This window comes from Dawidia cretensis (assembly GCF_018598175.1).
Lineage (GTDB): Bacteria > Bacteroidota > Bacteroidia > Cytophagales > Cyclobacteriaceae > Ohtaekwangia > Ohtaekwangia cretensis.
The window spans coordinates 1-25,799 of the sequence record NZ_JAHESE010000055.1 but is presented as its reverse complement, the minus strand read 5'-3'; the positions used below and the strand labels follow the sequence as shown (position 1 = coordinate 25,799).

Sequence of the window (25,799 nt, the reverse complement as noted above, 5' to 3'; positions counted from 1 at the left end):
ACCACGCACGCCGTCGTAACCGGTAAGCCGCTCGTGATGGGCGGTTCGCTGGGCCGTACAGAGGCTACGGGGCGCGGTGTAATGGTGTCGGCCATGGCAGCCATGGAAAAGTTAAAGATCAATCCCTATAAAGCGACCTGCGCCGTACAAGGCTTTGGTAACGTAGGATCGTGGGCAGCACGGTTGCTGCACGAACGTGGGTTGATCGTACAAGCGGTGAGCGACCTGTCGGGTGCTTACTTCAACGCACAGGGTATAGACATTGAGAAGGCCATTCAGTACCGTGATGGCAACAAAGGCTCGCTGGAAGGATTTACCGGAGCGGAGAAGATCAGCAACGACGACCTGTTGACGCTGCCCGTGGACCTGCTGGTGCCGGCCGCTACCGAGGACGTGATCACCAGCTCGAACGTGGTGAGCATCCAGGCGCGGCTGATTGTGGAAGGGGCTAACGGTCCGACCTCATCAAAGGCTGACAACGTGATCAATGAAAAGGGCATTATGGTAGTGCCCGACATCCTGGCCAACGCGGGTGGGGTGACGGTGTCGTACTTCGAGTGGGTGCAGAACCGACTGGGCTATAAGTGGACAGCCGACCGGGTGAACCGCCGCAGCGACCGGATCATGAAAGACGCCTTTAACAATGTCTATAAGACGTCGCAGGAGTACAAGGTGCCCATGCGCATCGCGGCCTACATGGTGGCGATCGACAAAGTGTCCAAGACCTACAAATTCCGTGGTGGGTATTAATCGTGCCCCGAGGCGGTATTTGACCAAGAATCGCATATTTTTGCAGCAGCAGGCCTTCAGGGCTTGCTGCATTCTTTTTACAGGATGCCGGGAAATTGAACTAACCGATTTTAAAACTTTCGAACGACTATGACCATTCACCGCGAAGGCCGCCTTCTCTTGTTTGTACTACTCATTCTGCTCTTTGGCTTGAACTGGGCCATTCTGTACTTTTTCCCGCAGAGCATACTGGTACAGAACAGTGTCATTTTTGTCAGTGTGATTTTCTACCTGGTGATCCTCCAGTTTTTCCGCAACCCCATCTTCGACATCACCAAAGGTGAGAAAACCGTACTGGCCCCGGCCGACGGCAAGGTGGTGGTGATTGAGGAGACCGAAGAGACCGAATACCTGAAAGGCCGGCGCAAGCAGATCTCGATTTTTATGTCGCCGGTAAACGTGCACGTGAACCGCATGCCGGTAGGGGGTACGATCAGCTTTTATAAATATCACCCCGGCAAATACCTGGTGGCATGGCACCCTAAATCAAGCACAGAGAACGAACGTACAACGGTGGTGGTGAAAACTAAAGACGGCGTGGAAGTATTGTTCCGTCAGATTGCCGGTGCACTTGCGAGACGCATTAAATGTTACGTCACAGCCGGTCAGCATTTAGAACAAGGTCAGGAATTTGGCTTTATCAAATTCGGCTCACGCGTAGACATCTATCTGCCGCTTGACGCGAAAGTGAAAGTTAAGATTGGTGACATTACCAAGGGCGGCCGCACGATCATTGCAGAAATGCCGTAGTCATACTCACACGCGGCCAGTGAATATGACTTATATCATATTTTTAGAATATCATGACAATGCGGCGAGAGCCGCATTTGTTTTTTAGACAGTTATAGGCGTAGGCTAACTACTGTTGGTCGGGTCGGCCATGTAATATTTTTTGCAATTCATCCGGATTACTACATACGTGTTGTAGGAAAGTAATCGTTAACTTTAGGACGCATGGAATGCCTAATTTTACTTCACCACTAAACCTGGGCAGCTCATTTTCCTAACCAACATATGAAAGGATCATCCCCCATTAAGTTCTCTCCCCGCAGAGGAGATTTCTTTGCCACCCTCACGCAACGGGTAAACGAACATTTCAAAAGCACGGGCACGCCGCGGCAGGCAAACGCCGAGATGAAGATCAAGACGGTGTTTATGTTTGCGCTGTACCTCACGCCGTTCATCCTGATGCTGACGGGCGTTGTACAGAACGCCCTGGGTATGCTCGCGATGTGTATGGTAATGGGTGTGGGCGTGGCCGGTATCGGCCTGTCGGTTATGCACGACGCGAACCACGGTTCCTATTCCAACAAGTCCTGGCTGAACAACGCGCTGGGCTATTCGCTGAACATTGTCGGCGGTAATGCCTTTAACTGGAAAGTACAGCACAACGTGTTGCACCATACGTATACCAACATTCACGATGTAGACGAAGACATCAGCCCCCGCGGTGTGCTGCGCATGACACCGCACGGCGAGTGGAAGACCATCCACCAGTTCCAACATATATATGCGTGGTTTTTTTACGGTCTGATGACACTGGTGTGGGTGTTTGTAAAAGACTTTGTACGCCTGGTGCGTTACCAGCGCGACGGCATGGTGAAAAAACAGCGTGCGGACATTCGTACAGAGTGGATCGTGCTGGTGGCCACGAAGGTGTTATACTTTGTGTATATCCTGGCCATTCCGATGCTGGTGCTCGACATCACCTGGGGGCAATGGTTTATTGGCTTTTTGGTGATGCACTATATAGCGGGCTTTATCCTGGCGGTGATCTTCCAGCCGGCGCACGTGATCGACGGCACCGAATATCCATTGCCCGATGATGGCGGCAATATGGAAAACAGCTGGGCGATTCACCAGTTGCTGACGACGACAAACTTTGCCAATAAGAGCACCTGGTTCTCATGGTATGTCGGCGGGTTGAACTTTCAGGTGGAGCACCACTTGTTTCCGAACGTATGCCACGTGCATTACAGGAAGATCTCGAAGATCGTAGAGAATACAGCCATCGAGTTTGGTATACCCTACAAATCAGAACCTACGTTCTGGGGTGCGCTGGTAGGCCATACAAAAATGCTGAAAGAATTGGGTCGTCGTCCGGCAACAGTGCTAACCGATGCAGCACCGGTCGGCGCACCGGTGGTAGCGCATTAGAAGAATCGGATACCGATTTTACCACCCCACCACATCTGATAGAGGATGTTATCGCTATAGGTGCGTTCCTTGATGAGCGAAGGCTTGTAGTCTGCGAAAAGCTCGGGGTACTCGTAATCCGTATCGGTAATGTAGCCGTTCAGCGTGGCGCCGGCAATGAGGCCGAGGTTTCGCGACAGCCGGTATTCTACGCCGAGGTATAATTTATTGAGCATGTTCACGCCTTCGAATTTGTTGCCGGCCACGATCTGGCTGGACGTCAGATCAATGTTCAGGTAGACGTGATCAGAAATGCGCGGAGCAGTGCCCAGGCCATAGCCGAAGCTCCAAAAGGTCTCGTCTTTGTTGAGGGTATTGGGACGCACGCCGGCCGTGAGGATATTATAAAATGCGCGCACGCCCGTGCGGAATGCCAGGTTGGTATAAAACACTTCGTCTGCTGAAATCTCCAGGGTGTGATAGCCACCTTTGCCCGTGATGCTCAACATCCCGATGGGTGTGCCGCCTGCCGCGCCCGTTATATTAAGCAGGCCTACTTGCACGCCTTTCAGGCGCCGGGCATAGTTCACAACGCCTACCTGGGCACCTTGCAGGTTGCCGGTAGCGACGTTTACCATACCCGATATCTGTGCTCCCTGTATGCTATCGACCACCACGTTAAGCAAGCCGCCAACCTGGACGCCCTTCAGGTGGCCGCCGGTGATATTGGCCAGGCCACCGACTTGTGCGCCGTGTGTACTGCGCAGGGTGAGGTTCAGCAAGCCACCTACTTGCACACCACTCATCGAGTCTGTTACAAAATTGTAAAGCCCGGCTACTTGCGCAGTCCGGGCATCCTGCCACGAAAAATTAAAAAGTCCGGCGATGTGCGGACTTAGTTGTTTCCCGAGTGTTACGTTGGCTAGCCCTGCCAGCCGGGGGGCACGTGAGTCTCGTCGCGAGAAATTGACAAACCCCGCCAGACCGGGGGCCCAGGCGGTGTCCCACGTGAAATTGACAAGGCCCGCGACCTGCACACCGCGCACGGAGCCGAGGCCGGCGTTGACCATGCCCGCGACCTGTACCCCATCCGTTCGACCTCCCACGGCATTGATAATCCCGCCGATCTGTACACCTTTTACATCACCTTGCACCACGTTGAACAAGCCACCTACTTCCAGCTTTTGTACGCCGAGCGAGTAGCCACCCCATGCGTTGAGCGAGTAGTCGTTGATGATGTTGCCACTGAGCGCATGGTTCGTACCGACAAAGGGGACAAAGGAGAATTGGAAGGTGCGGTACATCGTGGTGTCGATGTTCTCCATGTTGATGGCTTGCCGCGTGGCCGTGAGTGTAGTCATCCAAAAGCGTTTCAGCTTGTTGCCGAGGCTGTCGGTCAGCACGCTGATGCGCTCTTTGTTGATCTTCAGGGGAATGTTGAGCAGGCCGCGATGATCCGGTACGGCAATGAGTGTATCGGTATAGTTCGCCTTGTTGACGGCCAGCCGTACTTCTTTGTTCGATGGTTTTGGGACTTCCAGCTGGAAGTATCCATAGGCGTTGGTGATAGCTGATTGCAGCGTGATCGGGTCGTATACACTCACATTCTGGAGCGCTTCGCCGGTGGCTTCATCGACGATATAACCGCTTATTTGCCGGGTGTCGGTAAGCTTGGTTTGCAGCGCGGTGATGATGATATACCGTCGGCGCTCGCGGTATTGAACACCGCCCACGAAGACCTGATCCAATACCTGGCGCACGGTTTTTTTGGTGAACTGTTGCGTGACGCGGCGGTTGACATCGATGATCGAGGAGCTATAGGAGAACGTGCAGCCTGCCTGTTGCCCCAGTTTTTTTAGAACCTCCGCGATGGATTCATTCTGACACTGCAGGGTAACGATGCGCTCCAACAGGGGAGTCTTCGGATTGTCGGCCCACGCCGCCATCACGAGCAACCAGGCCAGGAGCGTGAAGCCCGCTTTACGGATTGCAGCCATGGCCCTCTAGGGTCAGCGTGTCGCCGGTTTCATTCACGGTAAGGCCGAATGTACCCGCAATGATCAGGGCAATTTCGTCGATGTCCTCATCAGAGAATATTACGTTCAGGGGACAGCTCTCGAGATTTTTGCCAATGACGATCTTTTGGTCGTATACCTCGTTGAGCATGGCCACGGCTTCTCCCAGCGGCGTGTTGCTGAAGCTGAAGACTCGGGTCTTATAGGCCAGCGCATTGCTATCGGGCTTTTCGATGCTGAAGGTTTTGGTGGTGCGATTATAGACACCTTTGCCACCGGCCTGCAGGCGCACGCCGGAGTCGCCTTTGGTAAAGAATTCTACTTCGCCTTCGACCACGACAACCTCTACGGTGTTGGACTCTTCATACGCCGTAACGTTAAACCGTGTGCCGATATCGCGGATAAAGACGTCGCCAACATCCACAATAAATTTTTTGGCGTCTTCGTGGTTAATGCTGAAGTAGGCTTCGCCCTTTAGTTTGACCGTGTGGATCTGTTTCTTCCTGTCGTAGGCGTATACCAGCTTGGTTTGTTTGTTCAGGTATACATCGCTGCCATCGGGCAGGGTGTCGGCTACCGTTTGTCCATCGGCTATGACGGTTACCGGGCGGATGGCGTCGGTCGTATTGGTCACGCGGTAGGCCAGGTAGCCCACGCCGAGCAGAATGAGTACGCTGGCGGCAATGCGCAGGTATAGGTTGCGATGTGCCGGTGCATGCAGCGTACGTACGTTGTCTCTCGCCGGGGCCTCGGTCGTTCCTTGCTGGCTGCGCATTTTGCGCTGCAGGTTGTTCCAGGCGGCGTCGGTGTCAAATGTCTGTAGCGTTTTGACGGTACAGGCTTTGTCAAAGATCGTCCTGAACTGGTGCATATACCGTACGTTGGCTTCGCTGGCATGTTCCCATGCCTCTATGCGGGCAGCCTCTTCCGCAGTCGCTTCTCCGGCAAGGTACTTGCCGATCAGCTCATCGATATCGTCTGTGGTGTGTTGCACGGTGGTCAGTTGATAAATCCATTCATGAAAAGGATCAGCAGGGGCAGATAATCTTTTAGCTGCTCACGCATAATCCGCAGGGCTTTGCCCATCTGGTTCTCTACCGTTTTTATCGACAGCCCCAGTTGGTGGGCTATCTCGGCGTATTTTAGTTCTTCGAAGCGGCTGAGTTTAAAGATCAGGCGGCACTGTTCGGGCAGTTGCTCCATGGCCTCGCAGATGCGCACTTCCAGCTCAGAGGCCATGACCGTGCGGGTAACGGACTCGACACTGCGTTCCGCCACCGCCAGTTCACCTTCCACGTGGCGCTGCTTGATCTTCTCGTGCTTGAGCAAATTCAGACATGCGTTCCGCACCATCGCATAGAGGTAGGGTTTTACGGCGGTGTGAATTTCGAGGGCCTCCCGTTTTTCCCAAACCGATAAGAAGGTGGACTGCACCACTTCTTCCGCATCATCACGGTCCTGGATGAACGTGTAGGCGTAATTACAAAGCGATTGGTAATAAGTTCGGAACAGCATCTCAAAAGCAGTTTGGTCGCCGGTTTTCAGCGAGGTTGGGCTTATCTGTTCAGTAAATTCCACTGCTTAGGATCGTTTCAATGAATCTTTTAACAGCGAAATTTACGGTTTTAAGCCGTTGAGGTTAAGACAATTCACAAAAGTTTTACCCCCATGTCGCCGAAAAGAAAAAAGTTAAACCTGCTCGCCAACCCAAAATGGGGCATTGCCATGGATTCTGACGATACCGTCGTGCGTCGCCTGGTAGCCATTCTCGACGGTTTCCAGACCGTTCATGGTAAGGGTATGACTGTCTGCGGGACGTAGGTACAGCCGGCTGCCGGTGGGCAGCCATTTTTCGAAATGTGTTGACAGCGACCACCTTACGTCGGCTCCCAGCAGCGTGATCTGCAGGGTGGAGAAGTCGGCCGCGCGACGGAATATCGCCTCGGTAGGTGGGGCGAGGATGTTCACCATGGAGTGACGGGTGGTGGCCAGGTGCTGCAGGGCACGGGCGATGGGGTCGTCAGCCGGCGAGTGCGGTAGAACGACGAACGGCATCTGTTCGAGGAGCTGCAGCTCGATGTCGGTGGCATGCGCGGCAACGCAGACGACGGCATCGATTTTGATGCCCCATGCCTGGACATGGTCGAGGGCCTCCTCGGTAACGATCACCAGGGGTACCCATTCCAACAGCGGCTCAGCTTGTTGCAGCGATGCGGGGCCGGCGATGAGCAGTGCCGGCTCCTGACCTTCCCGCACGAAATGATGTGACGACATAAGGGTGTAAAGTAAACACCACAGGCTAAATTTTTATCGTGCCTGTAACTGAAATGAAATTAATTAAATTGCGCATTAATCAAGAACGTATGCTATCAGCCCGTCAGTGCTATGAAGTTTTTCGCCGGAGTATTGCAGACTATCATCGGACCGATGACGTAGACACGCCGGTGAAAAATCCGAATGCGTCCGGTACATTCGAAGCCCTGTTGTACGCCAAGAATTGGATCGACACGGTGCAATGGCACCTGGAAGATATCATTCGCCTGCCGGAGATCAACCCGGTGGAGGCTGTGGCGCTGAAGCGCCGCATCGACAAATCCAACCAGGACCGTACCGACATGGTGGAGCAGATTGACGACCAGTTCATTGCCGAGTTCGGCGGCGTAACGCCCCAGCCGGGCGCACGGATCAACTCCGAGACACCGGCCTGGCTGCTCGACCGCATGAGCATTCTGATGTTAAAGATCTATCACATGCGTGAGCAGACTGAGCGGACCGACGCCAGTGCCGATCACATTGCCCGGTGCCAGACGAAGCTGGCGGTGTTACTCGAACAGGAGAACGATATGGCGCTGGCGTTTGATGAGCTGATTGAAGATATAGGCCGGGGTACACGGCGGTTCAAAGTATACCGTCAAATGAAGATGTACAATGATGCATCGCTCAACCCTGTATTGTACGCGCAGAAAAAATAAAAGACCTCGTTGAAAAAGATCCTGATTCTCCGTTTTTCGGCCATGGGCGATGTCGCGTTGCTGGTGCCGGTAGTGAAATCGGTTACAGCGGCGTATCCCGACATCGAGGTGACGGTGGTGACACGTCCGAAGTTCTGTACGCTCTTCTTCGACATGGAGCGGGTGCAAACCTTTCCGGCAGACGTAGATTATACCTATACGGGAGTGCTCGGCGCGCGCGACTTGTTTGGCAAGCTATTGCGCAAAGGCCCGTTTGACGTGGTGATCGATATGCACGATCATATTCGCACCATGATGTTGCGTACGATGTTCCGGATATTCGGTACCCGGGTCGTGGTATTTGACAAAGGCCGTCCCGAGAAAAAAGCTTTTACACGCAAAGAGAACAAAGTCACGACGCCCTTGCCGCATACGATAGACCGTTACCGGCAGGCGTTTGAGAAAGCGGGATTTCCGTTTGCCATGGTGGCGCCGCCCTATATCGCGCTAAGCGAATCTATTCAGTCGGCTTCCGGGTGGTTTGCCTATAAAAAACAGGCAGACGGTGCGAAGTGGGTGGGCCTGGCGCCTTTTGCTATGCACAAGTCAAAAATCTGGCCGCTGGAAAATTACCCGTTGTTGATTGAAGAAGTGAGCAAACAGACGGACGTGAAGTTCTTTTTGTTTGGTGGTGGGGACAAGGAGGTGAAATACTTTGAGTCGCTGAAGAAACAATTTCCCGATACTTGCGAAGTGATTGCCGGGCAGCTTAAGCTGCGCCAGGAGATTGCCCTGATGCGGCACCTGGACCTGATGCTGTGTGTAGACTCTTCGAACATGCACCTGGCGGCACTATCCGGTATACCGTTGTTGTCAATCTGGGGTGGTACCGACCCCGACGTGGGCTTTGGGCCGTATGGCTATGAGGCAAAAAATATCATTCAGATACCCCGCGAAGAATTACCCTGCCGGCCGTGTTCGGTCTATGGCGTAGAGAAATGCCTGCGCGGCGACTTTGCCTGTCTCACGCGGATTACCCCCACCGCCGTTTCAGAAAGATTACTGACCTTGCTCCGCTAACGGAAGCTATTCGACATCCTTCTTTTCATGACTACTGTAGACACGATCATCTTTGACCTGGGCGGCGTACTCATTGACTGGAACCCGCGCTACCTGTATCGTAAAATTTTTAAGACCGAGGAAGAAATCACCTGGTTCTTTGAGAATATCTGCACGCCGGCGTGGAACGATGAGCAAGATGCCGGCCGTTCCTTTGCGGAAGCAACGGAGGAGCTGGTATTAAAATATCCCGACCATGAAATAGCTGTGCGTGCCTGGTATGGCCGTTGGCAAGAGACTATTGCGGGCGCTCTTCCCGATACCGTCGCTATTCTGCGGCAGTTGAAGGAGCAAAAGAGCCATCGCTTGTATGCACTGACTAATTGGTCGGCTGAGTCGTTTCCGTGGGCGTTGGCGAACTTCGACTTTCTGCATTGGTTTGAAGGCATTGTGGTATCGGGCGCGGAAAAAACGCGCAAGCCTTTTCCGGAGATCTATCAGATCTTGCTCAATCGCTATAACGTAGACCCCGCGCGGGCTGTCTTCATTGACGATAACTACAAGAACATCGTGGGTGCACGGGCGGTAGGGATGCAGGCTATTCACTTTCAATCGCCGGCTGAGCTTCGTCGCGCGTTGGCGGTGCTGGGCGTACGCGTGTGAGCGCGAATGAAAGGACAGCACCTGTATTCGCGCTCACACACGCTCTGTTTTTTGTACGTGTTGTAAATACGTTGCTATATGGGTAAATTTAAAGATGCGTCTCACCCTCTCCGCAACGCTCGTGCTACTTTGTAGTGCGACAGGCTTGTTCGCGCAGACCAAGCTGGACTCCCTTCATCAACAACTTCAATCAGCTACTTCTGATCCACAGCGTGCGGCCCTGCGATTGCAGGCGGCCAAAGAGCTCGTGCGCAGTGATCGTGATTCGGCGAAAGCGCTGGCCCTTGAAGTATTGACCTGGGCACGGAGCCGGCACGATCGCCATACAGAGGGCGCCGCATTCCACACAGTGGGTGTGGCGGAATATTACAGCAGTAACTACGCGGAGGCCTTACAGTCCTACCTGCACGGACTGGAAGCAAGCGAAGCCGTACAAGATTGGGAACAAGCGGCCTATATTCTGAATGATATCGGTGTTTTTCACGCCAAGCAGGGCGACCATGAGAAGTCGGGTAAGACGTATGAGCGTGCGCTTGCGTACGCACGCCGCGCGGGCAGTCGGGAGCAGGAGGCCAACAGTCTGAATAACCTCGGTCAGTATTACGATCAACTTAACGAACTCGATACGGCGCGCATGCTTTATGAATCGTCGGCCGCCATCAAACGCCAAATGAAAGATTACTTCGCGCTGGCCTATAATCTCGATAACATTGGTGGCGTGCTGGCGCGGATGAAGCGGTATGACGAGGCCGAGCGCTATCTGATGGAAGCCCTGGAATACCGTCGGCTTTATAATGACCGTAACGCGCTTGCGATCAATCTCAACAACCTGGGCGAGCTGTTTGCGATGCAAGGAGAGCGCCACGCTGCGCAAAAGTATTTTAAAGAGGCGCTGGCAGAGACCATCGCCATCGGGTATAAAGATCTGCGGCGCTATATCTATGAACAACTGGCGCAGCTGAGTGAAAAGGAGGGTGACCTCCGGCAGGCGCTGGTGTATACCCGCCAATCGATCGCCCTGAAAGACTCGATCTATAATCAGCAGCGGTCGGAGCAGCTTCTTACGCTGGAAAAGAAATTTGAAACCGAAAAGAAAGAGCGCGAGCTGGCCGAGAGCCGGCAGGCGGTGGCCGAGGCAAGCCTGAAGGTGCAGGGACGCAACAATACGATATTGTTACTGGGCGGTGGTATATTCCTGATGGGGGCGATGGGTGTGTTTGGCTATCGGCAGACCACGCTGAAGCAGCAACGTATGGAACACGAGGCAGCGCTGAAAGAACAATTGGCGCATGCGGAGGCACAGAATGCTTTGCAGCAGGAGCGGTTACGTATTTCACGCGAGCTGCATGATAACATCGGTGCCCAGCTGACGCTGATCAATTCCTCGATGGACCTGGCACAGGGCGCGGCGCCCAACCCGCGGTTAGAAGAAGTAAAGAAGCTTACGCTCAGTACCATTCGCGAGCTGCGGAAGACGGTGTGGTTGATCAACAAACAATCGGTTAGCCTGGACGAGTTTGTGATCAAGTTCCGCGAGTTTGCCAGGCCCGTACAAGAGGCCTTTGTGCAATTTACGGTGACTGTGAACGGCGATGGAGCCCTGGAGCTTCCGTCGGCCATTGCTACCGCGATCTTCCGGGTATTGCAAGAGGCGGTTAACAACAGCCTGAAGCATAGCGGCGCTACGGAGCTGCGGGTGATCCTGGAGAATACAGTGGATAGCTTAAAGATTGCGGTAACCGACAATGGTAAGGGCTTTACGACCGGCGTTGCGGCTGGGGGCTTTGGCCTGGCCAATATGGAGGAGCGTGTGCGGGGCCTCGGCGGGGTGCTGACGGTAAAGGCGGCTCCGGGCGAGGGTACGTATTTATCCTTTGAAGTACGGATGTGAATACGATAAACTACGTATTGCCCGGTCGGGCATTCGTAGGGTAGATTTGTTTAAATCCAAAAAGTACCCTCCGTATGAAATACTTGCTAACCACCTGTGCCATGTGTATGGCCAGTCTGCTTATGGCTCAAAAAAACGTTGTGTTTCGGGAAGATTTTGACAATAACAACAATAGTTGGTCCACCAGTTTTGCCCAGGGCACCGGCGCCATTGCCGACGGTGTTTATACCGTGGACAAAACGTCAGGCGACGGCAATTTTTATTTTTACAAAACACAGGGGTACGAGCCCGATAAAGACTATACCGTCGAAGCGTCTATCCGCCAGGTAAGCGGTGTAGAGGATTATGGTTACGGCATGTGCTGGGGCGCGTTTGACAATGCGTATTCTTTTGCCATCAGCTCCAACGGTATGTTCACGATCTATTGTTACGTGAACAAGGAATACACTTCTCTGCAGGCATGGACAAAGAGCGCGGCGATCAAACCGCTCGGTCAGTATAACAAACTTACTGTCTCCCTGAAAGGCGATAAGCTGTTGTATTACATCAATGACCAACTGGTGCACGAGGCGCCGCCTGTGGCGCTGTGGGGTTTTGACCTGGGTGTGTTTGTAGCCCGGACGATGAAGATCCAAACCGACTATGTTGAGTTCCGGCAGGATAAGGAAGGCATTCGGTTGATCGACAACTATCCCAAAGAATTGGTCAAAGAAGATCTGGGGCCGAACATCAACACCGAGGTGGGCGAGATTGCGCCCAATATATCGGCCGATGGCAAGACGCTATACTTTGCCCGCAGCCTGACGGAAACGAACAGCGACATCTTTGTTGCTGAACGCCAGGTCGACGGCAAGTGGAGCAAAGCACAGGACATTGGTAAACCACTCAATAATATCAGCTATAACTTCGTGATCGGCGTGACGCCTGACGGTAACACCTTGTATGTCGGCAATACCTATAATGCCGATGGTACGCAGAAAGGACCGGGCCTTTCCGTCAGCCGCCGCACAGCGTCGGGGTGGTCTACGCCGCAGGATGTTGTGATTACAAACTTCAAGAACAAGGCCAAATATGTATACTACAACTTTGCACCCGACGGCAAGACGCTGATACTGTGTTTGCAGATGGACGACCGTCGTACGGATCAGGATCTGTATATAAGTTTTCTGCAGCCTGACAATACGTGGAGCGAGCCAAAAAATCTAGGCAAGACTCTTAACACTGCCGGTGACGAGCCATGTGCCTTTGTGGCCGGTGACGGCGTGACGATGTATTTCTCTTCGAACGGCAAGACCGGTTACGGGGGCTACGATGTATTCATCACGCGGCGCCTTGACGACACATGGCTCAACTGGTCGGAGCCGTTGAACCTGGGGCCCGCGGTGAACTCCGCGAACGGCGAGCTTTATTATGTTGTGCCGGCTACGGGTGAGTACGCCTATATGTCGATTTACAACGATGCTACGGTACGGGACAATCTGGTGCGTGTGAACGTGCCGGAGAGTGCCAAGCCCAAGCCGGTGGTGATGATCTCAGGTCGGGTGTTGGATTCTAAAACGGGTAAGCCTTTGGCGGCGGATGTAAAATATGAGTCGCTGACAACGGGCAAGGAGCTCGGCATAGCCCGGACCAACCCGGTGGATGGCGCCTATAAGATCGCGCTGGTGTCGGGGCAGGAGTATGGTTTCCTGGCGCAGGCCGACGGGTATTACCCCGAAAGCCAGAACATTAACGCAGGCGATGTGAAAGTATATACCGAGATAACGCGCGACTTATACCTGGGGCCGATTGAAGTAGGGCAAGCCATACGACTCAACAACGTCTTCTTTGACTTTGCCAAATTTACGCTTCGTCCGCAGTCGCATGCCGAGCTGAACCGCCTGATAGAGTTCCTCAAAGGCCACCCGACGATGACCATTGAGCTTGGTGGCCATACCGACAACGTGGGAGATGAAGCTACCAACATGAAATTGTCGCAGAATCGCGTGAACGCCGTGAAAGAATACCTGGCAGCAAACGGCATCGATGCGACCCGGCTGGTGGCCAAGGGATATGGTAAGTCCAAGCCACGTGCGGACAACAAAACGGAAGAAGGGCGGCAAACCAACCGGCGCGTGGAATTTATATTCTTAAAACAATAGGCAATGTCGATACGGTTAGCCATTGCAGAAGACAACGAGTTCGCCCTGAAGGCCATTCTCGAAAAGCTGTTGTTCGAAACGGACCTCAGCCTGAAGGTGACGGCGCAGCACGGGCAAGACCTCCTGGACAAGCTGGCCAGGGACCCGAATGTCGACATTGTATTGATGGACATCCAGATGCCTCAGTTGGACGGCATTGCCGCGACGCGTTTGGTACGGCAGCGTTATCCGCAGATCAAGGTCATCATGCTCACGACCTTTGACGACGACGAAAAGATCTTTGAGGCCATCTGTGCGGGCGCCACGGGCTACCTTTTGAAAGAGGAACCCGCAGAGGCTATTCTGCGCGCGTTGGCCGACGCGATGGATGGTGGTGCCGCCATGTCGCCGGGCATCGCGTTGAAGGCGCTGAACCTGATCCGCAGCCCGCTGGACAGGACCATTACGCCGGAAGATTTCGGTCTTACCAAACGCGAGGTGGAGCTGCTGGAGCAATTGAAGAACGGGTTGAGCTACGACCAGATTGGCGACAATCTTTTTATCAGCACGGGCACGGTGCGCAAGCATATCGAGAACATCTACCGGAAGCTGCAGGTGAGCAACAAGGTGGAGGCTGTGCGCAAGGCGACGGAGAATAGAATCATTTGAATTTAGTGTGCGTGTGTTCGCTCCCGCGCTCACACTCACACTGTTTTTGTACCTTTGGGGCAGTGTTGCCAATTCAACGTTATACCGATTTTATCAAAGCAGAAGCCGCCCGGTTGGGCTTCAGCTTCTGCGGTATTGCCAAGGCGGAATTTCTGGCGGACGAGGCCCCGCGCCTGGAGGCGTGGTTGAAAAAAGGCCACCAGGGCAAGATGAGCTACCTGGAAAATCACTTTGACAAACGCCTGGACCCGACGCTGCTGGTGCCAGGCGCGAAGTCGGTGGTGAGCCTATTGTACAATTATTATCCCAAGCAGGACCTGGCTGCTGAAGGTGGCTTAAAGATCGCCAAGTATGCCTACGGTGAAGATTACCACTTTGTCATCAAGGATAAGTTAAAGACATTTCTCGATCGCATACAAGAGGAGGTCGGTGACGTACAGGGGCGAGCCTTTGTCGACTCGGCGCCGGTGATGGAGCGCGCCTGGGCGCAGCGTGCGGGGTTGGGCTGGGTTGGTAAGAATAGTCTTTTGCTGAATCGCCAGATGGGGAGCTTCTTTTTTCTGGCAGAGCTGGTGATTGATTTGGAGCTGGTATACGACGGACCGGTGCAAGATTACTGCGGCACCTGCACGGCGTGTATGGATGCTTGTCCGACCGATGCGATACCGCAGCCTTTTGTGGTCGATGGCAGCAAATGTATATCGTATTTTACCATCGAGCTGAAAGAGCAAATACCGGCCGATGTGCAGGGCAAGTTTGAGAACTGGATTTTTGGCTGTGATATCTGCCAGGATGTGTGCCCATGGAATCGGTTTGCCAAGCCGCACAATGAAGCCAGCTTTGAGCCGCACGGCGATCTGCGTAAATTTTCTACGAACGAGTGGAAAGAGATTACAGCAGAGGTTTTTCAGAAAGTTTTTCGTCATTCAGCCGTAAAGCGGGCCAAGTTGGAGGGGTTGCAGCGCAACATCAGGTTTGTGTTGCCCCCCGACGAGCAGAAATAAAAAAGCCCCTGCTGACTCTAAGCAGGGGCCCTTCAATCTTTTGATGGGTTAAAAGATGAACAAGTAGTTAGATGTTAAGCGACGACAAAGCACCGGTTCAGGATGGCTTCGTACTCGCCGGAAAACCTGGCATAGCACCAGTTTCTGAGGTCATTCAATTCATCGGCGATAACCAATTTTATCGCCTTTCGTAGCTCTTTTTCAAAAAGAAGAGCGTCAAAACTCACTTTTGTGAGAATAGTTTTGACATAATTCAGCATGGCAAATGTTTCAGTTGAAAAAATTTAATCCTAACAATCGTTAAGTTACCAAAATAATATTTTAAATAAAAGAAGATTGTCCAACTTTCGTTGAACTACCGTAAAGCAGGGTAATTTCGGCCCCCGGACCAGCTACAAAGTGGTTACCCAGGATGATTTCGTCTTGCTTTGCGGACCTCATGTGTGCGATTAACGTATTTTTGTAACGATGAGTTTTGAAATCGATTTCATTATGCGACGAGTTTTTTCTTTTCGGATGTTATTTGTGGTGCTGCTGGCAGCGGGGGCGTTTGCTGCCCAGGCGCAGACCGTTACCCTGGGACCTGACGCCATTGGCGAGAATCAGGCCTGGACGATCACGGTGACGGTGCAAAACGCCAGGTTAAAAAGCTACGACAACTTTCCGGAGATAGCCGGCTTCCGCAAGCGGGGTACATCGACACAATCCTCTACCAACATCATCAACGGTCAGATCTCGTCGTCGTCGAGTGTGATCATGACGTACGTGCCCACCAAGCAAGGGGTCGTTACAATTCCTTCTTTTACTATGAAGGTAAATGACAAGCCCGTACAAGTAACCGGTAAAAAAGTAAAGGTAGGCGCCCCGGTACAGCAGCAACAAACACGCGATCCATTCCGCAGTTTCTTTGAAGGTGACGAGGGTGGTACGGAGACCGAGTTCGTGGATGTAAATGAAGATGCTTTCCTGGCCCTTACGACCAGTAAAGACAATGTATACGTAGGAGAAGGGTTTAATACGACCATCTCTTTCTTTGTGGCGGAGGATAACCGCGCACCCTTGCAGTTTTACGAATTAGGCCGACAGCTGTCGGAGATTCTCAAGAAGATCAAACCTACTAACTGCTGGGAAGAGAATTTCAACATTGAAAACATTGAAGCCGAGAGTGTGACCGTCAACGGTAAAGGATATTCGCAGTATAAGATATACCAGGCTACCTTGTATCCGCTCAATGCCGAGCCCGTTGTGTTCCCGGCGTTTGACCTGGAGATGATCAAATACAAAGTGGCCAAGAACCCTTCATTCTTCGGCCAGAACCGGAAGGAAGATTTTAAGAGCTTCCGAGCCAAGGCTAAGCGCGTAGCGGTAAAAGAGCTGCCGCCGCATCCGCTGCGCGACGTCGTCGCGGTGGGTGATTATCGCCTGGACGAGCGCAGCCGTAATACCAACCTGGAGACCGGCGCCAGCGGAGTATATGAGTTTAACATCTATGGTGAGGGGAATATTTCGGCCATTGAAAAACCGTCCGTCAAGAAGGACGCCAACTTTGAGTTTTATGAACCAAACGTCCGTCAGGATATTCACCGGCAGAAGAACCGCGTGACGGGTACCAAGTCGTTCAGCTACTTCCTGATTCCCAAGGAGCCGGGTCAATACAAGATGAAGGATTATTTCTACTGGGTGTTCTTTAACCCCGCCAAGCAGCGTTATGACAGCTTGCAGCCCAAGCTGGTGTTTACGGTAACGGGCGAGAGCAAGAAGAACGAGGCGATCCAGGCAAACGACCTGGGCAGCTTTTACGACAAGATCGGCACGGCGGACAATACCATACACACGATTGCCGACGACCGGTGGCAGAAGTGGGTCTTTAATGCGTTCATCGTTGTTACACTCGGGGCGGCGGCCTTTATCATTTTCCGGAAGTAATCCGCTATCTTCGACCCCGCATGAGCAATTCGTACGGAACTCTTTTTAAAATCTCCACCTTTGGCGAGTCGCATGGTCCTGCCATTGGCGTGGTAATCGACGGCTGTCCTGCGGGCCTGACGCTGGACGAAGCCTTTATTCAAACTGAGCTGGACCGCCGCAAGCCGGGCCAGTCGAAAATCACGACGCAGCGCAAGGAAGACGATACATTCAAAATTCTGAGCGGTGTATTTGAGGGCAAGACCACGGGCACGCCATTGGCCATCGTGATTGAAAATCAGGATCAACGCAGCAAAGACTATAGCCACATCGCGGAGACGTTTCGTCCCTCGCATGCCGATTATACCTACGAAGCAAAGTACGGCATACGCGACTATCGCGGTGGTGGACGTAGCTCAGCCCGCGAGACGGCGGCGCGTGTAGCCGCCGGTGCGGTAGCCAAACTGTTGCTGCAACGCCTGGGCGTAACCATTCAAGCCTACGTGTCGCAGGTGGGTGACATCAAAGCCCCGCACTATACACAACTGGACCTCAACAAAACCGAAGATAACATCGTGCGGTGCCCGGACCCGGTGGTAGCGGACCAGATGATTGCGCTGATAGACCAGGTACGTCTGGATCGCGATACCATTGGCGGGTTGGTGACGTGCGTTATTCAGAATACACCGGTAGGCCTGGGCGAGCCTGTATTTGACAAGTTACATGCCGAACTGGGTAAAGCCATGTTGAGCATCAACGCCGTGAAGGGCTTTGAATATGGCAGTGGCTTTGACGGTATACGCCTGCGCGGCTCGGCACATAATGATGAGTTTTATACCGAAGGGGGCCGGGTGAGAACCCGCACGAACCACTCGGGTGGGATACAAGGCGGTATTTCAAACGGCGAGGATATTTACTTTAACGTGGCCTTCAAGCCGGTGGCTACGATCATGCAAGACCAGGCATCGGTCGACAAGCACGGTCACGAAGCCACTGTAAGTGGCAAAGGCCGGCATGACCCCTGTGTAGTGCCACGCGCTGTGCCGATTGTAGAGGCCATGGCAGCCCTGGTACTGGTCGACTTCTTGTTGCGGAACAACGCGGCGCGGAGTATATAGTGTAGACTTTTTTCAGCAAAAATGTATTTCTGTCGTAATACGGATGGATGCGCCCTCGATTACAGGAGGGCATGTCTTTTTCATGGGCGTGTGTGAATAAACTACAATCCCATGAAAACATTTGCCATCATCCTGATTGTTATTGGCGGCATCATGACAGTCTTTACCGGCTTTACGTTGATCACAAAAAAAGAAGTGGCCGATATCGGTCCACTGGAAATCAACAAAGAAGAAAAGACGCCGATCTATTGGTCGCCGATCACGGGCGGCATTTTGCTGGCAGCAGGTATTATTGCCTTCGTGGCGAGTCGCCGCACAGCCTGATAAAAAATACAACGGTCCCGAGTTTGTCGGGACCGTTATTATCTTTTGTGTGATATCGTAATTAATCAAATGTGCCGTCGCCTGCGGTGGCGGAGTATTCACCTTCCCATTTGGCGACGACGACTGTCGCCAGGCAGTTGCCGATGACGTTCACGGTTGTCCGCCCCATATCCATAATAGCATCGACGGCGAGAATGGCAGTGGCTTTTTGCGAGTCCAGCCCCATGGTATCCAGTGTGGAGACCAGAATGAGGAATGAAGCCCCGCGTACGCCGGCTACGCCTTTGCTGGTCAGCATTAGAATAAACACCATGTATACTTGTTGTCCAAACGTAAGGTCGACACCAGTGGCTTGTGCTATGAATACGGATGCCAACGATAAGTATAGGGTGCTGCCATCGAGGTTAAAGCTGTAGCCCGTGGGCAACACGAACGATATAATTTTACGGGGTACGCCAAACTTGCCCAGGTTTTCCATGGCGCTGGGTAGCGCGGCTTCGCTGGTGGAGGTGGCGAAGGCGATCGATACCGGCTCGGAGATGGCACGAATAAATTTCCGGAAGGGCAATTTGATGATCAAGCCAATCGGTACTAATACCAGTAATATGAAGGCAATCAGTGCCATGTATAGTGTGCCGACGAGCATGAACAAATTCTTGAGCATGCCAAAGCCAAAGGTCGCGACGGAGAAGGCCAGCGCACCACCCACCGCGAAGGGTGCCACGTACATGACCATGTCGGTAAACTTAAACATGATTTCCGACAGGCTCTCGGCAAAATTCAGCATCGGTTTTTTCTTGGCGTCGTCGGTAACTTTGGCCAGGCCGATACCGAAGAGCACGCTGAAGACTACGACCTGTAATACATAGTTTTCGGCCACAGCCTTTGCAATATTTTCGGGGAAGATGTCGAGTATAACGTGGTGTTGGTCTTTGGATTTTTCCTGGGCCTTGAGTTTTTCCGCGCGTTCGATCTGCGCCTGCTGTGGTTTCATCTCGGCACCTTCACCCGCACGTGTCAGGTTGATGGCCGCCAGGCCGATGAAGAGAGCAATGGTGGTGACGACCTCAAAATATAGGATGGCTTTCCACCCCATGCGCCCTACCTGCTTGAGGTTGGAGTGTGCGGCGATGCCGACGACCAGGGTAGAGAAGATAAGCGGTGCGATGATGGTTTTGATCAGGCGCAGGAAGATGCTGCTCAGGACATCGAGGTTGATCGCGATGGTCGGAAATACATAGCCTACTTCACAGCCAATGAACATGCTGGCGATGATCCAGGCGGTGATCGAGTTTTTCTTAAAGGCCAGGGAGCCGATCGCGCCCAGCGTTACCCAGCGTGAGCCTGCCAGAACAAGGTCGGGTATCGGCGTAGCGTAGGAATGGACCATGTGCAGGCCCAACGAAAGTGTAAAGAGTACAAAAACGAGTATGGCATTGGTTTTGAACGATGTTACCCGGTCGATGACCGCCAGGAGAACAAGTTCCAGGGCCAGCCAGCTGGTAACAAGAAGTGCGTAGTCTGGAATGCCGGAGGTTAAAAAATGAGCTATGCGTAGCGCGGCAGCGATGCTAACAGTGATGACTGCGAGTCGTAAAATCCCCTTCTGTGTCAAGATTACGAGTGGTTTAGGTGAACAACCGTTTGTTTATGAACCGGCAATATAGGAAAAGTTGGGGGCAAGGCGGTCAAAGGATTTGGTGAGGGCGAACTTAAATTCGTTAAATTTGTTCCCATCGTATAAACACTAGAAACATGCTACAGGCAGCGCCCAAAAACATACATATCTACCTGGAATCAAACCCTAACCCGAATTCGCTCAAGTTTGTGGTGAACGAAATGCTGGTGCCGGAAACGATGAGCTTCGATTTTCCGGATGTCGCCAGCGCGTCTATTTCGCCACTCGCAGTAGAGCTGTTCTCGTATCCGTTTGTAGGCCGGGTGTTCTTTGCCAGCAACTTCATTACCATTACGAAACAAGGTGATGTAGAGTGGTTGGAGATCCAGAACACGATCAAGGATCACATCAAAAAATACCTGGAAGAGGGTAAATATATTATCGACATTAAGGAAGGTGACGATGTTCCCGTAGAGGAGGAGACGGACACAATCCGCAAGATCAAAACGATCCTGGAAGAATACATTCGTCCGGCGGTGGAACAAGATGGTGGCGCGATTACCTACCACTCTTTTAATGAGGGTGTGGTGAAAGTGAAGTTACAAGGTTCTTGCAGCGGTTGTCCTTCGTCTATGGTGACGCTAAAGGCGGGTATTGAAAATCTCTTTACGCGCATGATGCCGGGCGAGATCAAATCGGTAGAAGCCCTGGCGTAAGACGGGGTTCAACGAACCAGGTATAAAAGAAAAAGGCTCCTTTTGGGAGCCTTTTCACTTATAAAATTAAAAGCGCAATGTCTTATGCTTGAGCAACAACAGGCTCAACCGAAACGAAAGACTTTTCAGCTCTTCCTTTCTTGAAGACTACTACACCGTTCGTCAGTGCGAACAGGGTGTGGTCTTTGCCAATACCTACGTTTTTGCCCGGGTGGTGTTTTGTACCGCGCTGACGCACGATAATGTTACCGGCAATAACTTTCTGACCTCCGAAGATTTTAACGCCAAGGCGTTTGCTTTCTGATTCGCGGCCGTTCTTTACTTTACCTTCGCCTTTTTTGTGTGCCATGGATAGAGAATCGTTAAAGGTTAACCAATGCTTTCAATTTGTACTTTGGTGTACTGTTGGCGATGGCCGTTCTTCACGACATAGCCTTTTCTGCGTTTCTTTTTAAAGACAATTACTTTATTGCCTTTTACGTGCTCCAGAATTTTACCGGATACGGTAATTCCTGCTACAGTAGGGGCGCCAATAGAAATATCACCACCATTATCAACGAGAAGAACCCGGTCAAAGCTTACAGAAGCTCCGGCCTCTCCGTCCATTTTGGGGGCATAGATGTATTGATCTTTAGCCACTTTGAACTGTTTACCTGCAATGTCTACTATCGCGTACATATGCTATTTTAAAATTGGATTGCAAAGGTAGGGAAAAAATTGGGAATCTGAACACCCGACACCAGAATACTTCCTGATGGCCTGCGAGATAGAATATCTATCCACATTTTTTCCGCCGTTTATCGTGGCTTTTACCCACATTTTACCCCATTCGGGACCGAAAAAAAAAGTGTTTTTTTTTGGACTGATATATACCTTAAATCTACCTGAAAAATCCAGTTACTAAACGGTTATTTTACAGGAACTTATCTGTCCACAATGCATCAACAAGTTATCCACATTTGTTGAATTCAGCTTAAAAACCGCGTTTTGATTTTTAGAATGGTTCTATTTCATTTGTACACTTGAAGCTGATCAAGGTCTGGCAGCCGCCGGACTTCTAAGCAAACAAGCATTTTTACAGGTTTTGATACGGGGGTATTCGTTCCGACGGGTGCTCGCCTTTTTGATATTTTGGTTAGACCCATAAACCCTATTTATTATGAGCCAGAAAGAGCATGATGAGCCTATTTTAAAGGAAAACAAGGACCGTTTTGTACTGTTTCCCATTCGTCATCATGATATCTGGCAGTTTTATAAACAGGCAGAGGCTAGCTTTTGGACAGCCGAGGAAATTGACCTCAGCCAGGACCTGCGCGATTGGCAGGCTATGAATGATGGCGAACGTCATTTTATCAGCCACGTACTGGCGTTTTTCGCGGCCAGCGACGGCATTGTAAATGAGAACCTGGCGGAACACTTTGTGTCGGAGGTACAATATACAGAAGCCAAGTTTTTCTATGGTTTTCAGATCGCCATTGAAAACATACACTCAGAGACCTATTCCCTGCTGATCGATACCTATGTAAAGGACGCGCGCGAGAAGGACAAGCTGTTCAACGCCATTGATACAATGGACTGTGTGAAGAAGAAAGCTGACTGGGCTCTGCGCTGGATTGACCAGGGTAACTTCCAGGAACGTCTGATAGCGTTTGCTGCTGTAGAGGGTATTTTCTTCTCGGGGTCTTTCTGCTCCATCTTTTGGCTCAAAAAACGTGGCCTGATGCCTGGCCTGACTTTTTCCAATGAATTAATTTCGCGCGACGAAGGTTTGCACTGCGACTTCGCCTGCCACCTGTATACGCAACACGTTGTAGGTAAATTGCCAGAGCAAACGGTTACGGACATTATCCGTGATGCTGTGGCGATTGAGAAAGAATTTGTGACGGATGCGTTGCCGGTGAACCTGATTGGTATGAACGCCGTGCAGATGTGCCAATACATCGAGTTTGTTGCCGATCGTCTGCTCGGTGAGCTGGGTTGTAAGAAAATCTACAATGCGACGAATCCGTTCGATTTTATGGATATGATCTCGTTAAGAGGCAAAACCAATTTCTTTGAAAAACGTGTAGCAGAATACCAGAAGGCTGGTGTATTGAAGAGCAGTGAGAAGGATCATTCCGCTCCGAAATTTTCGCTAAACGAAGATTTTTAATTAAGAATTAAAACAAGATTTTTAATTATCTTAAGACACTTTTTTAACTTTTTCCACAACAACCCTTAACTCCCCTTTTTCCACGATGCTTGTAGTAAAACGCGATGGACACAGAGAGTCGGTAAAATTTGACAAAATCACCGCTCGCATCGAAAAACTCTGCTACGGATTAGATCCGAAGTTCATCAATCCTGTTGAAGTGGCCATGAAGGTGATCAATGGCCTGTATGACGGCGTTTCTACCCAGGAACTGGACAACCTAGCTGCTGAGATAGCGGCGACGTTGACCACCAAACATCCGGATTTTGCCAAGCTGGCAGCCCGCATTGCCGTGTCGAACCTGCACAAGGTCACGAGCAAGTCGTTCTCCAGCACGATGAAACGACTGTACACGTACATTGACCCGAAGACGGGCCAAAATGCACCGCTTGTTTCGAAAGAAACATACCGTGTGATTAAAGAGCATGCAGCGGAACTGGATGCTGCAATCATCTACGACCGCGATTTCGCTTACGACTACTTTGGGTTCAAGACCCTGGAGCGTTCGTACCTGATGAAGGTTGACGGAAAGATCGTAGAACGCCCGCAGCACCTGCTGATGCGCGTGGCGGTAGGCATTCACGGCGACGACATCGCCGCCGCTATTGAAACCTACAACCTGCTGTCTGAAAAATGGTTTACCCATGCGACGCCGACGTTGTTCAACGCCGGTACGCCGAAGCCGCAGCTGTCTTCATGCTTCCTGCTGACCATGCAGGACGACAGCATCGACGGTATATATGACACCCTGAAGCAATGTGCGAAGATCTCTCAATCCGCTGGTGGAATCGGGTTGAGCATCCACAACATTCGCGCGAAGGGCTCATACATCAAAGGAACAGGTGGAAACTCAAACGGCATCGTGCCGATGCTGCGTAACTTCGACATGACAGCACGTTATGTTGATCAAGGTGGTGGAAAGCGTAAGGGAAGCTTCGCCATTTACCTGGAGCCGTGGCACGCCGACATTTTCGACTTCCTGGACATGAAGAAAAACCACGGTAAAGAAGAGATGCGCGCGCGCGATCTGTTCTATGCCTTGTGGATCTCCGACCTGTTCATGAAGCGTGTGGAAAACAACGAAATGTGGTCGTTGTTCTGCCCGAACGAAGCACCCGGCCTGGCCGAGGTATGGGGCGAGGACTTCGAGCGCCTGTACGAGAAATATGAAAAAGAAGGACGCTACCGTCGTCAGGTGAAGGCACAGGACCTGTGGTTCGAAGTGCTGGAGTCGCAGATCGAGACCGGTACGCCATACATTCTATATAAAGACGCAGCCAACCGTAAGTCGAACCAGAAGAACCTGGGTACGATCAAGTCGAGCAACCTGTGTACCGAGATCATCGAGTACACGGCGCCTGACGAAGTAGCGGTATGTAACCTGGCATCGCTCGCCCTGCCGAAGTATGTAACGGAAGAAGGTCGTTTCGATCACCAGAAACTGTATGAGATCACCAAGGTAGCAACACGCAACCTGAACAAGGTTATCGACATTAACTACTACCCGGTACCGGAGGCACGCAACTCTAACATGCGTCACCGTCCTATCGGCCTGGGTGTACAAGGTCTTGCCGACGTGTTCATCCTGCTGCGCATGCCGTTCGACTCAGAAGAGGCACGCCGTCTGAACGAAGATATTTTCGAGACGATCTACTTTGCCGCCATGGAAGCTTCTATGGAGGAATCCAAGATCCACGGTCCATACGAAACCTTCAAAGGTTCGCCTGTATCGAAAGGTATCTTCCAATTCGACATGTGGGGTGTGACGCCGAAGAGCGGTCGCTGGGATTGGGAAAATCTGAAGCGCGAAGTGAAACAGCACGGTGTGCGTAACTCGTTGCTGGTAGCACCGATGCCGACAGCGTCTACGTCACAGATTCTCGGTAACAACGAGTGCTTCGAGCCGTATACTTCTAACATCTATACGCGCCGTACCCTGTCAGGCGAATTCATCATCGCGAACAAACACCTGATGAAAGACCTGATGAGTCTCGGCTTGTGGAGCGAAACCATGCGTCAGAAACTGATCGCTGCCAACGGGTCGATCCAAAACATTCCTGAGATTCCGCAGAATATTAAAGATATCTACCGGACCGTATGGGAGATTTCTCAGAAGTCGATTATCGATATGTCTGCAGACCGTGGCGCTTACATCTGTCAGTCGCAGAGCCTCAACATCCACTTGACGAACCCGAACTTCGGCAAGCTGACGTCGATGCACTTCCACGCCTGGAAGAAAGGCCTGAAGACCGGCATGTACTACCTGCGTACAACTGCCGCTGCTGATGCGATCAAGTTCACGCTGGACAAAGTTGCCGCAGCAGAAGTGGCACCCGTGGCTGTTTCAGCAGAAGCTCCTGAAGTGGTAGCAGTAGCAGAACCGGTGGTCGCCGATGCACAGCAACAGATGCTGGCATACGGTAGCACAATGTCTGAATATGAACAGAAGCTTGCTGACCTGGCTTGCTCGCTCGATAATCCCGATGCGTGCGAGGCTTGCGGGAGCTAATAGCAAAAGCCTATAAAAGAAGAAGCCCGGCCAATTTGGTCGGGCTTCTTTGTGTGCGCCCGGCATGGGCGCGAACTCTAGGGTGTAAGTCCCGAACGCACCTTGATAGTGGGAAGCGTTA

24 protein-coding genes are annotated in these 25,799 nt (G+C 52.0%); 16 read left to right on the top strand and 8 right to left on the bottom strand.

All coding sequences use genetic code 11. The features are described 5' to 3' along the window. From KK062_RS28575 to KK062_RS28565, 3 genes are all read left to right on the top strand, one after another. Positions 1 to 750 (top strand): Glu/Leu/Phe/Val family dehydrogenase (locus KK062_RS28575; protein ID WP_254087810.1); only part of this gene is annotated, 750 nt, incomplete at its 5' end. 129 nt (positions 751 to 879) lie between these two features. Further along, the gene (locus KK062_RS28570; RefSeq protein WP_254087809.1) at positions 880 to 1,539 is read left to right on the top strand and encodes a phosphatidylserine decarboxylase family protein; all 660 of its coding nucleotides are present in this window, start codon (positions 880 to 882) and stop codon (positions 1,537 to 1,539) included. 264 nt (positions 1,540 to 1,803) lie between these two features. Beyond that, positions 1,804 to 2,946, top strand: coding sequence for a fatty acid desaturase family protein (locus KK062_RS28565; RefSeq protein ID WP_254087808.1), 1,143 nt, complete (start codon positions 1,804 to 1,806; stop codon positions 2,944 to 2,946). Here the strand turns inward: KK062_RS28565 and KK062_RS28560 are convergent. From KK062_RS28560 to KK062_RS28545, 4 genes are all read right to left on the bottom strand, one after another. Then, positions 2,943 to 4,922, bottom strand: a complete 1,980-nt coding sequence (locus KK062_RS28560) for an STN and carboxypeptidase regulatory-like domain-containing protein (protein ID WP_254087807.1) — start codon at positions 4,920 to 4,922, stop codon at positions 2,943 to 2,945. The two genes, KK062_RS28565 and KK062_RS28560, sit on opposite strands and share 4 nt — an antisense overlap. Beyond that, positions 4,906 to 5,934 (bottom strand): FecR family protein, encoded by a 1,029-nt coding sequence (locus KK062_RS28555; protein ID WP_254087806.1) that lies wholly within the window; start codon positions 5,932 to 5,934, stop codon positions 4,906 to 4,908. Before KK062_RS28555 ends, KK062_RS28560 begins: the two co-directional genes overlap by 17 nt. Before the next feature lie 5 nt (positions 5,935 to 5,939). Then, complete coding sequence (locus KK062_RS28550; RefSeq protein WP_317195818.1) at positions 5,940 to 6,518, bottom strand: RNA polymerase sigma-70 factor; 579 nt, start codon at positions 6,516 to 6,518, stop codon at positions 5,940 to 5,942. 111 nt (positions 6,519 to 6,629) lie between these two features. Continuing rightward, entirely contained in the window at positions 6,630 to 7,214 is a 585-nt protein-coding gene (locus tag KK062_RS28545; protein WP_254087804.1) for a hypothetical protein, read from the bottom strand. 89 nt (positions 7,215 to 7,303) lie between these two features. Here KK062_RS28545 and KK062_RS28540 point away from each other — a divergent pair, with 89 nt between their 5' ends. The 7 genes from KK062_RS28540 to queG all read left to right on the top strand — a co-directional run bounded on the left by KK062_RS28540 (position 7,304) and on the right by queG (position 15,297). Beyond that, entirely contained in the window at positions 7,304 to 7,912 is a 609-nt protein-coding gene (locus KK062_RS28540) for a DUF4254 domain-containing protein (protein WP_254087803.1), read from the top strand. 9 nt (positions 7,913 to 7,921) lie between these two features. Continuing rightward, the gene (locus KK062_RS28535) at positions 7,922 to 8,971 is read left to right on the top strand and encodes a glycosyltransferase family 9 protein (protein WP_254087802.1); all 1,050 of its coding nucleotides are present in this window, start codon (positions 7,922 to 7,924) and stop codon (positions 8,969 to 8,971) included. Positions 8,972 to 8,998: 27 nt separating this feature from the next. Next, a complete protein-coding gene (locus tag KK062_RS28530; protein ID WP_254087801.1) occupies positions 8,999 to 9,613 on the top strand; it encodes an HAD family hydrolase in 615 nt (204 codons plus the stop codon). A 94-nt stretch (positions 9,614 to 9,707) separates the two neighbouring features. Further along, positions 9,708 to 11,504 (top strand): ATP-binding protein, encoded by a 1,797-nt coding sequence (locus KK062_RS28525; protein WP_254087800.1) that lies wholly within the window; start codon positions 9,708 to 9,710, stop codon positions 11,502 to 11,504. A gap of 74 nt (positions 11,505 to 11,578) precedes the next feature. Next, positions 11,579 to 13,645 (top strand): OmpA family protein, encoded by a 2,067-nt coding sequence (locus KK062_RS28520; protein WP_254087799.1) that lies wholly within the window; start codon positions 11,579 to 11,581, stop codon positions 13,643 to 13,645. A gap of 3 nt (positions 13,646 to 13,648) precedes the next feature. Continuing rightward, entirely contained in the window at positions 13,649 to 14,293 is a 645-nt protein-coding gene (locus KK062_RS28515) for a response regulator transcription factor (RefSeq protein WP_254087798.1), read from the top strand. A gap of 65 nt (positions 14,294 to 14,358) precedes the next feature. After that, entirely contained in the window at positions 14,359 to 15,297 is a 939-nt protein-coding gene (gene queG, locus KK062_RS28510; RefSeq protein WP_254087811.1) for a tRNA epoxyqueuosine(34) reductase QueG, read from the top strand. A 74-nt stretch (positions 15,298 to 15,371) separates the two neighbouring features. Here the strand turns inward: queG and KK062_RS28505 are convergent, their stop codons facing one another. After that, the gene (locus tag KK062_RS28505; RefSeq protein ID WP_254087797.1) at positions 15,372 to 15,557 is read right to left on the bottom strand and encodes a hypothetical protein; all 186 of its coding nucleotides are present in this window, start codon (positions 15,555 to 15,557) and stop codon (positions 15,372 to 15,374) included. 232 nt (positions 15,558 to 15,789) lie between these two features. On the opposite strand from KK062_RS28505, the gene KK062_RS28500 reads away from it, so the two are divergent. From KK062_RS28500 to KK062_RS28490, 3 genes are all read left to right on the top strand, one after another. After that, positions 15,790 to 17,223 carry a BatD family protein gene (locus tag KK062_RS28500; protein WP_254087796.1) on the top strand — a complete coding sequence of 478 codons (1,434 nt, stop codon included), beginning with the start codon at positions 15,790 to 15,792 and terminating at the stop codon, positions 17,221 to 17,223. A 20-nt stretch (positions 17,224 to 17,243) separates the two neighbouring features. Then, complete coding sequence (gene aroC / locus KK062_RS28495; protein ID WP_254087795.1) at positions 17,244 to 18,320, top strand: chorismate synthase; 1,077 nt, start codon at positions 17,244 to 17,246, stop codon at positions 18,318 to 18,320. Between the two features lie 111 nt (positions 18,321 to 18,431). Beyond that, positions 18,432 to 18,644: a hypothetical protein gene (locus tag KK062_RS28490; protein ID WP_254087794.1), complete on the top strand. Its 213-nt coding sequence runs from the start codon at positions 18,432 to 18,434 to the stop codon at positions 18,642 to 18,644. 61 nt (positions 18,645 to 18,705) lie between these two features. Here KK062_RS28490 and KK062_RS28485 read toward each other — a convergent pair whose 3' ends face one another. After that, positions 18,706 to 20,259 (bottom strand): dicarboxylate/amino acid:cation symporter, encoded by a 1,554-nt coding sequence (locus KK062_RS28485; protein WP_254087793.1) that lies wholly within the window; start codon positions 20,257 to 20,259, stop codon positions 18,706 to 18,708. A 140-nt stretch (positions 20,260 to 20,399) separates the two neighbouring features. On the opposite strand from KK062_RS28485, the gene KK062_RS28480 reads away from it, so the two are divergent. Then, positions 20,400 to 20,978, top strand: a complete 579-nt coding sequence (locus tag KK062_RS28480) for a NifU family protein (RefSeq protein ID WP_254087792.1) — start codon at positions 20,400 to 20,402, stop codon at positions 20,976 to 20,978. A gap of 82 nt (positions 20,979 to 21,060) precedes the next feature. Here the strand turns inward: KK062_RS28480 and rpmA are convergent, their stop codons facing one another. Then, complete coding sequence (gene rpmA / locus KK062_RS28475; RefSeq protein ID WP_254087791.1) at positions 21,061 to 21,327, bottom strand: 50S ribosomal protein L27; 267 nt, start codon at positions 21,325 to 21,327, stop codon at positions 21,061 to 21,063. A 20-nt stretch (positions 21,328 to 21,347) separates the two neighbouring features. Beyond that, a complete protein-coding gene (gene rplU / locus KK062_RS28470) occupies positions 21,348 to 21,656 on the bottom strand; it encodes a 50S ribosomal protein L21 (RefSeq protein WP_254087790.1) in 309 nt (102 codons plus the stop codon). Positions 21,657 to 22,137: 481 nt separating this feature from the next. Between rplU and KK062_RS28465 the strand changes: the two genes are divergently transcribed. Both KK062_RS28465 and KK062_RS28460 read left to right on the top strand, forming a co-directional pair. Next, positions 22,138 to 23,130, top strand: coding sequence for a ribonucleotide-diphosphate reductase subunit beta (locus tag KK062_RS28465; RefSeq protein WP_254087789.1), 993 nt, complete (start codon positions 22,138 to 22,140; stop codon positions 23,128 to 23,130). A gap of 85 nt (positions 23,131 to 23,215) precedes the next feature. Beyond that, complete coding sequence (locus KK062_RS28460; protein WP_254087788.1) at positions 23,216 to 25,678, top strand: ribonucleoside-diphosphate reductase subunit alpha; 2,463 nt, start codon at positions 23,216 to 23,218, stop codon at positions 25,676 to 25,678. Positions 25,679 to 25,799 lie beyond the last annotated feature (121 nt).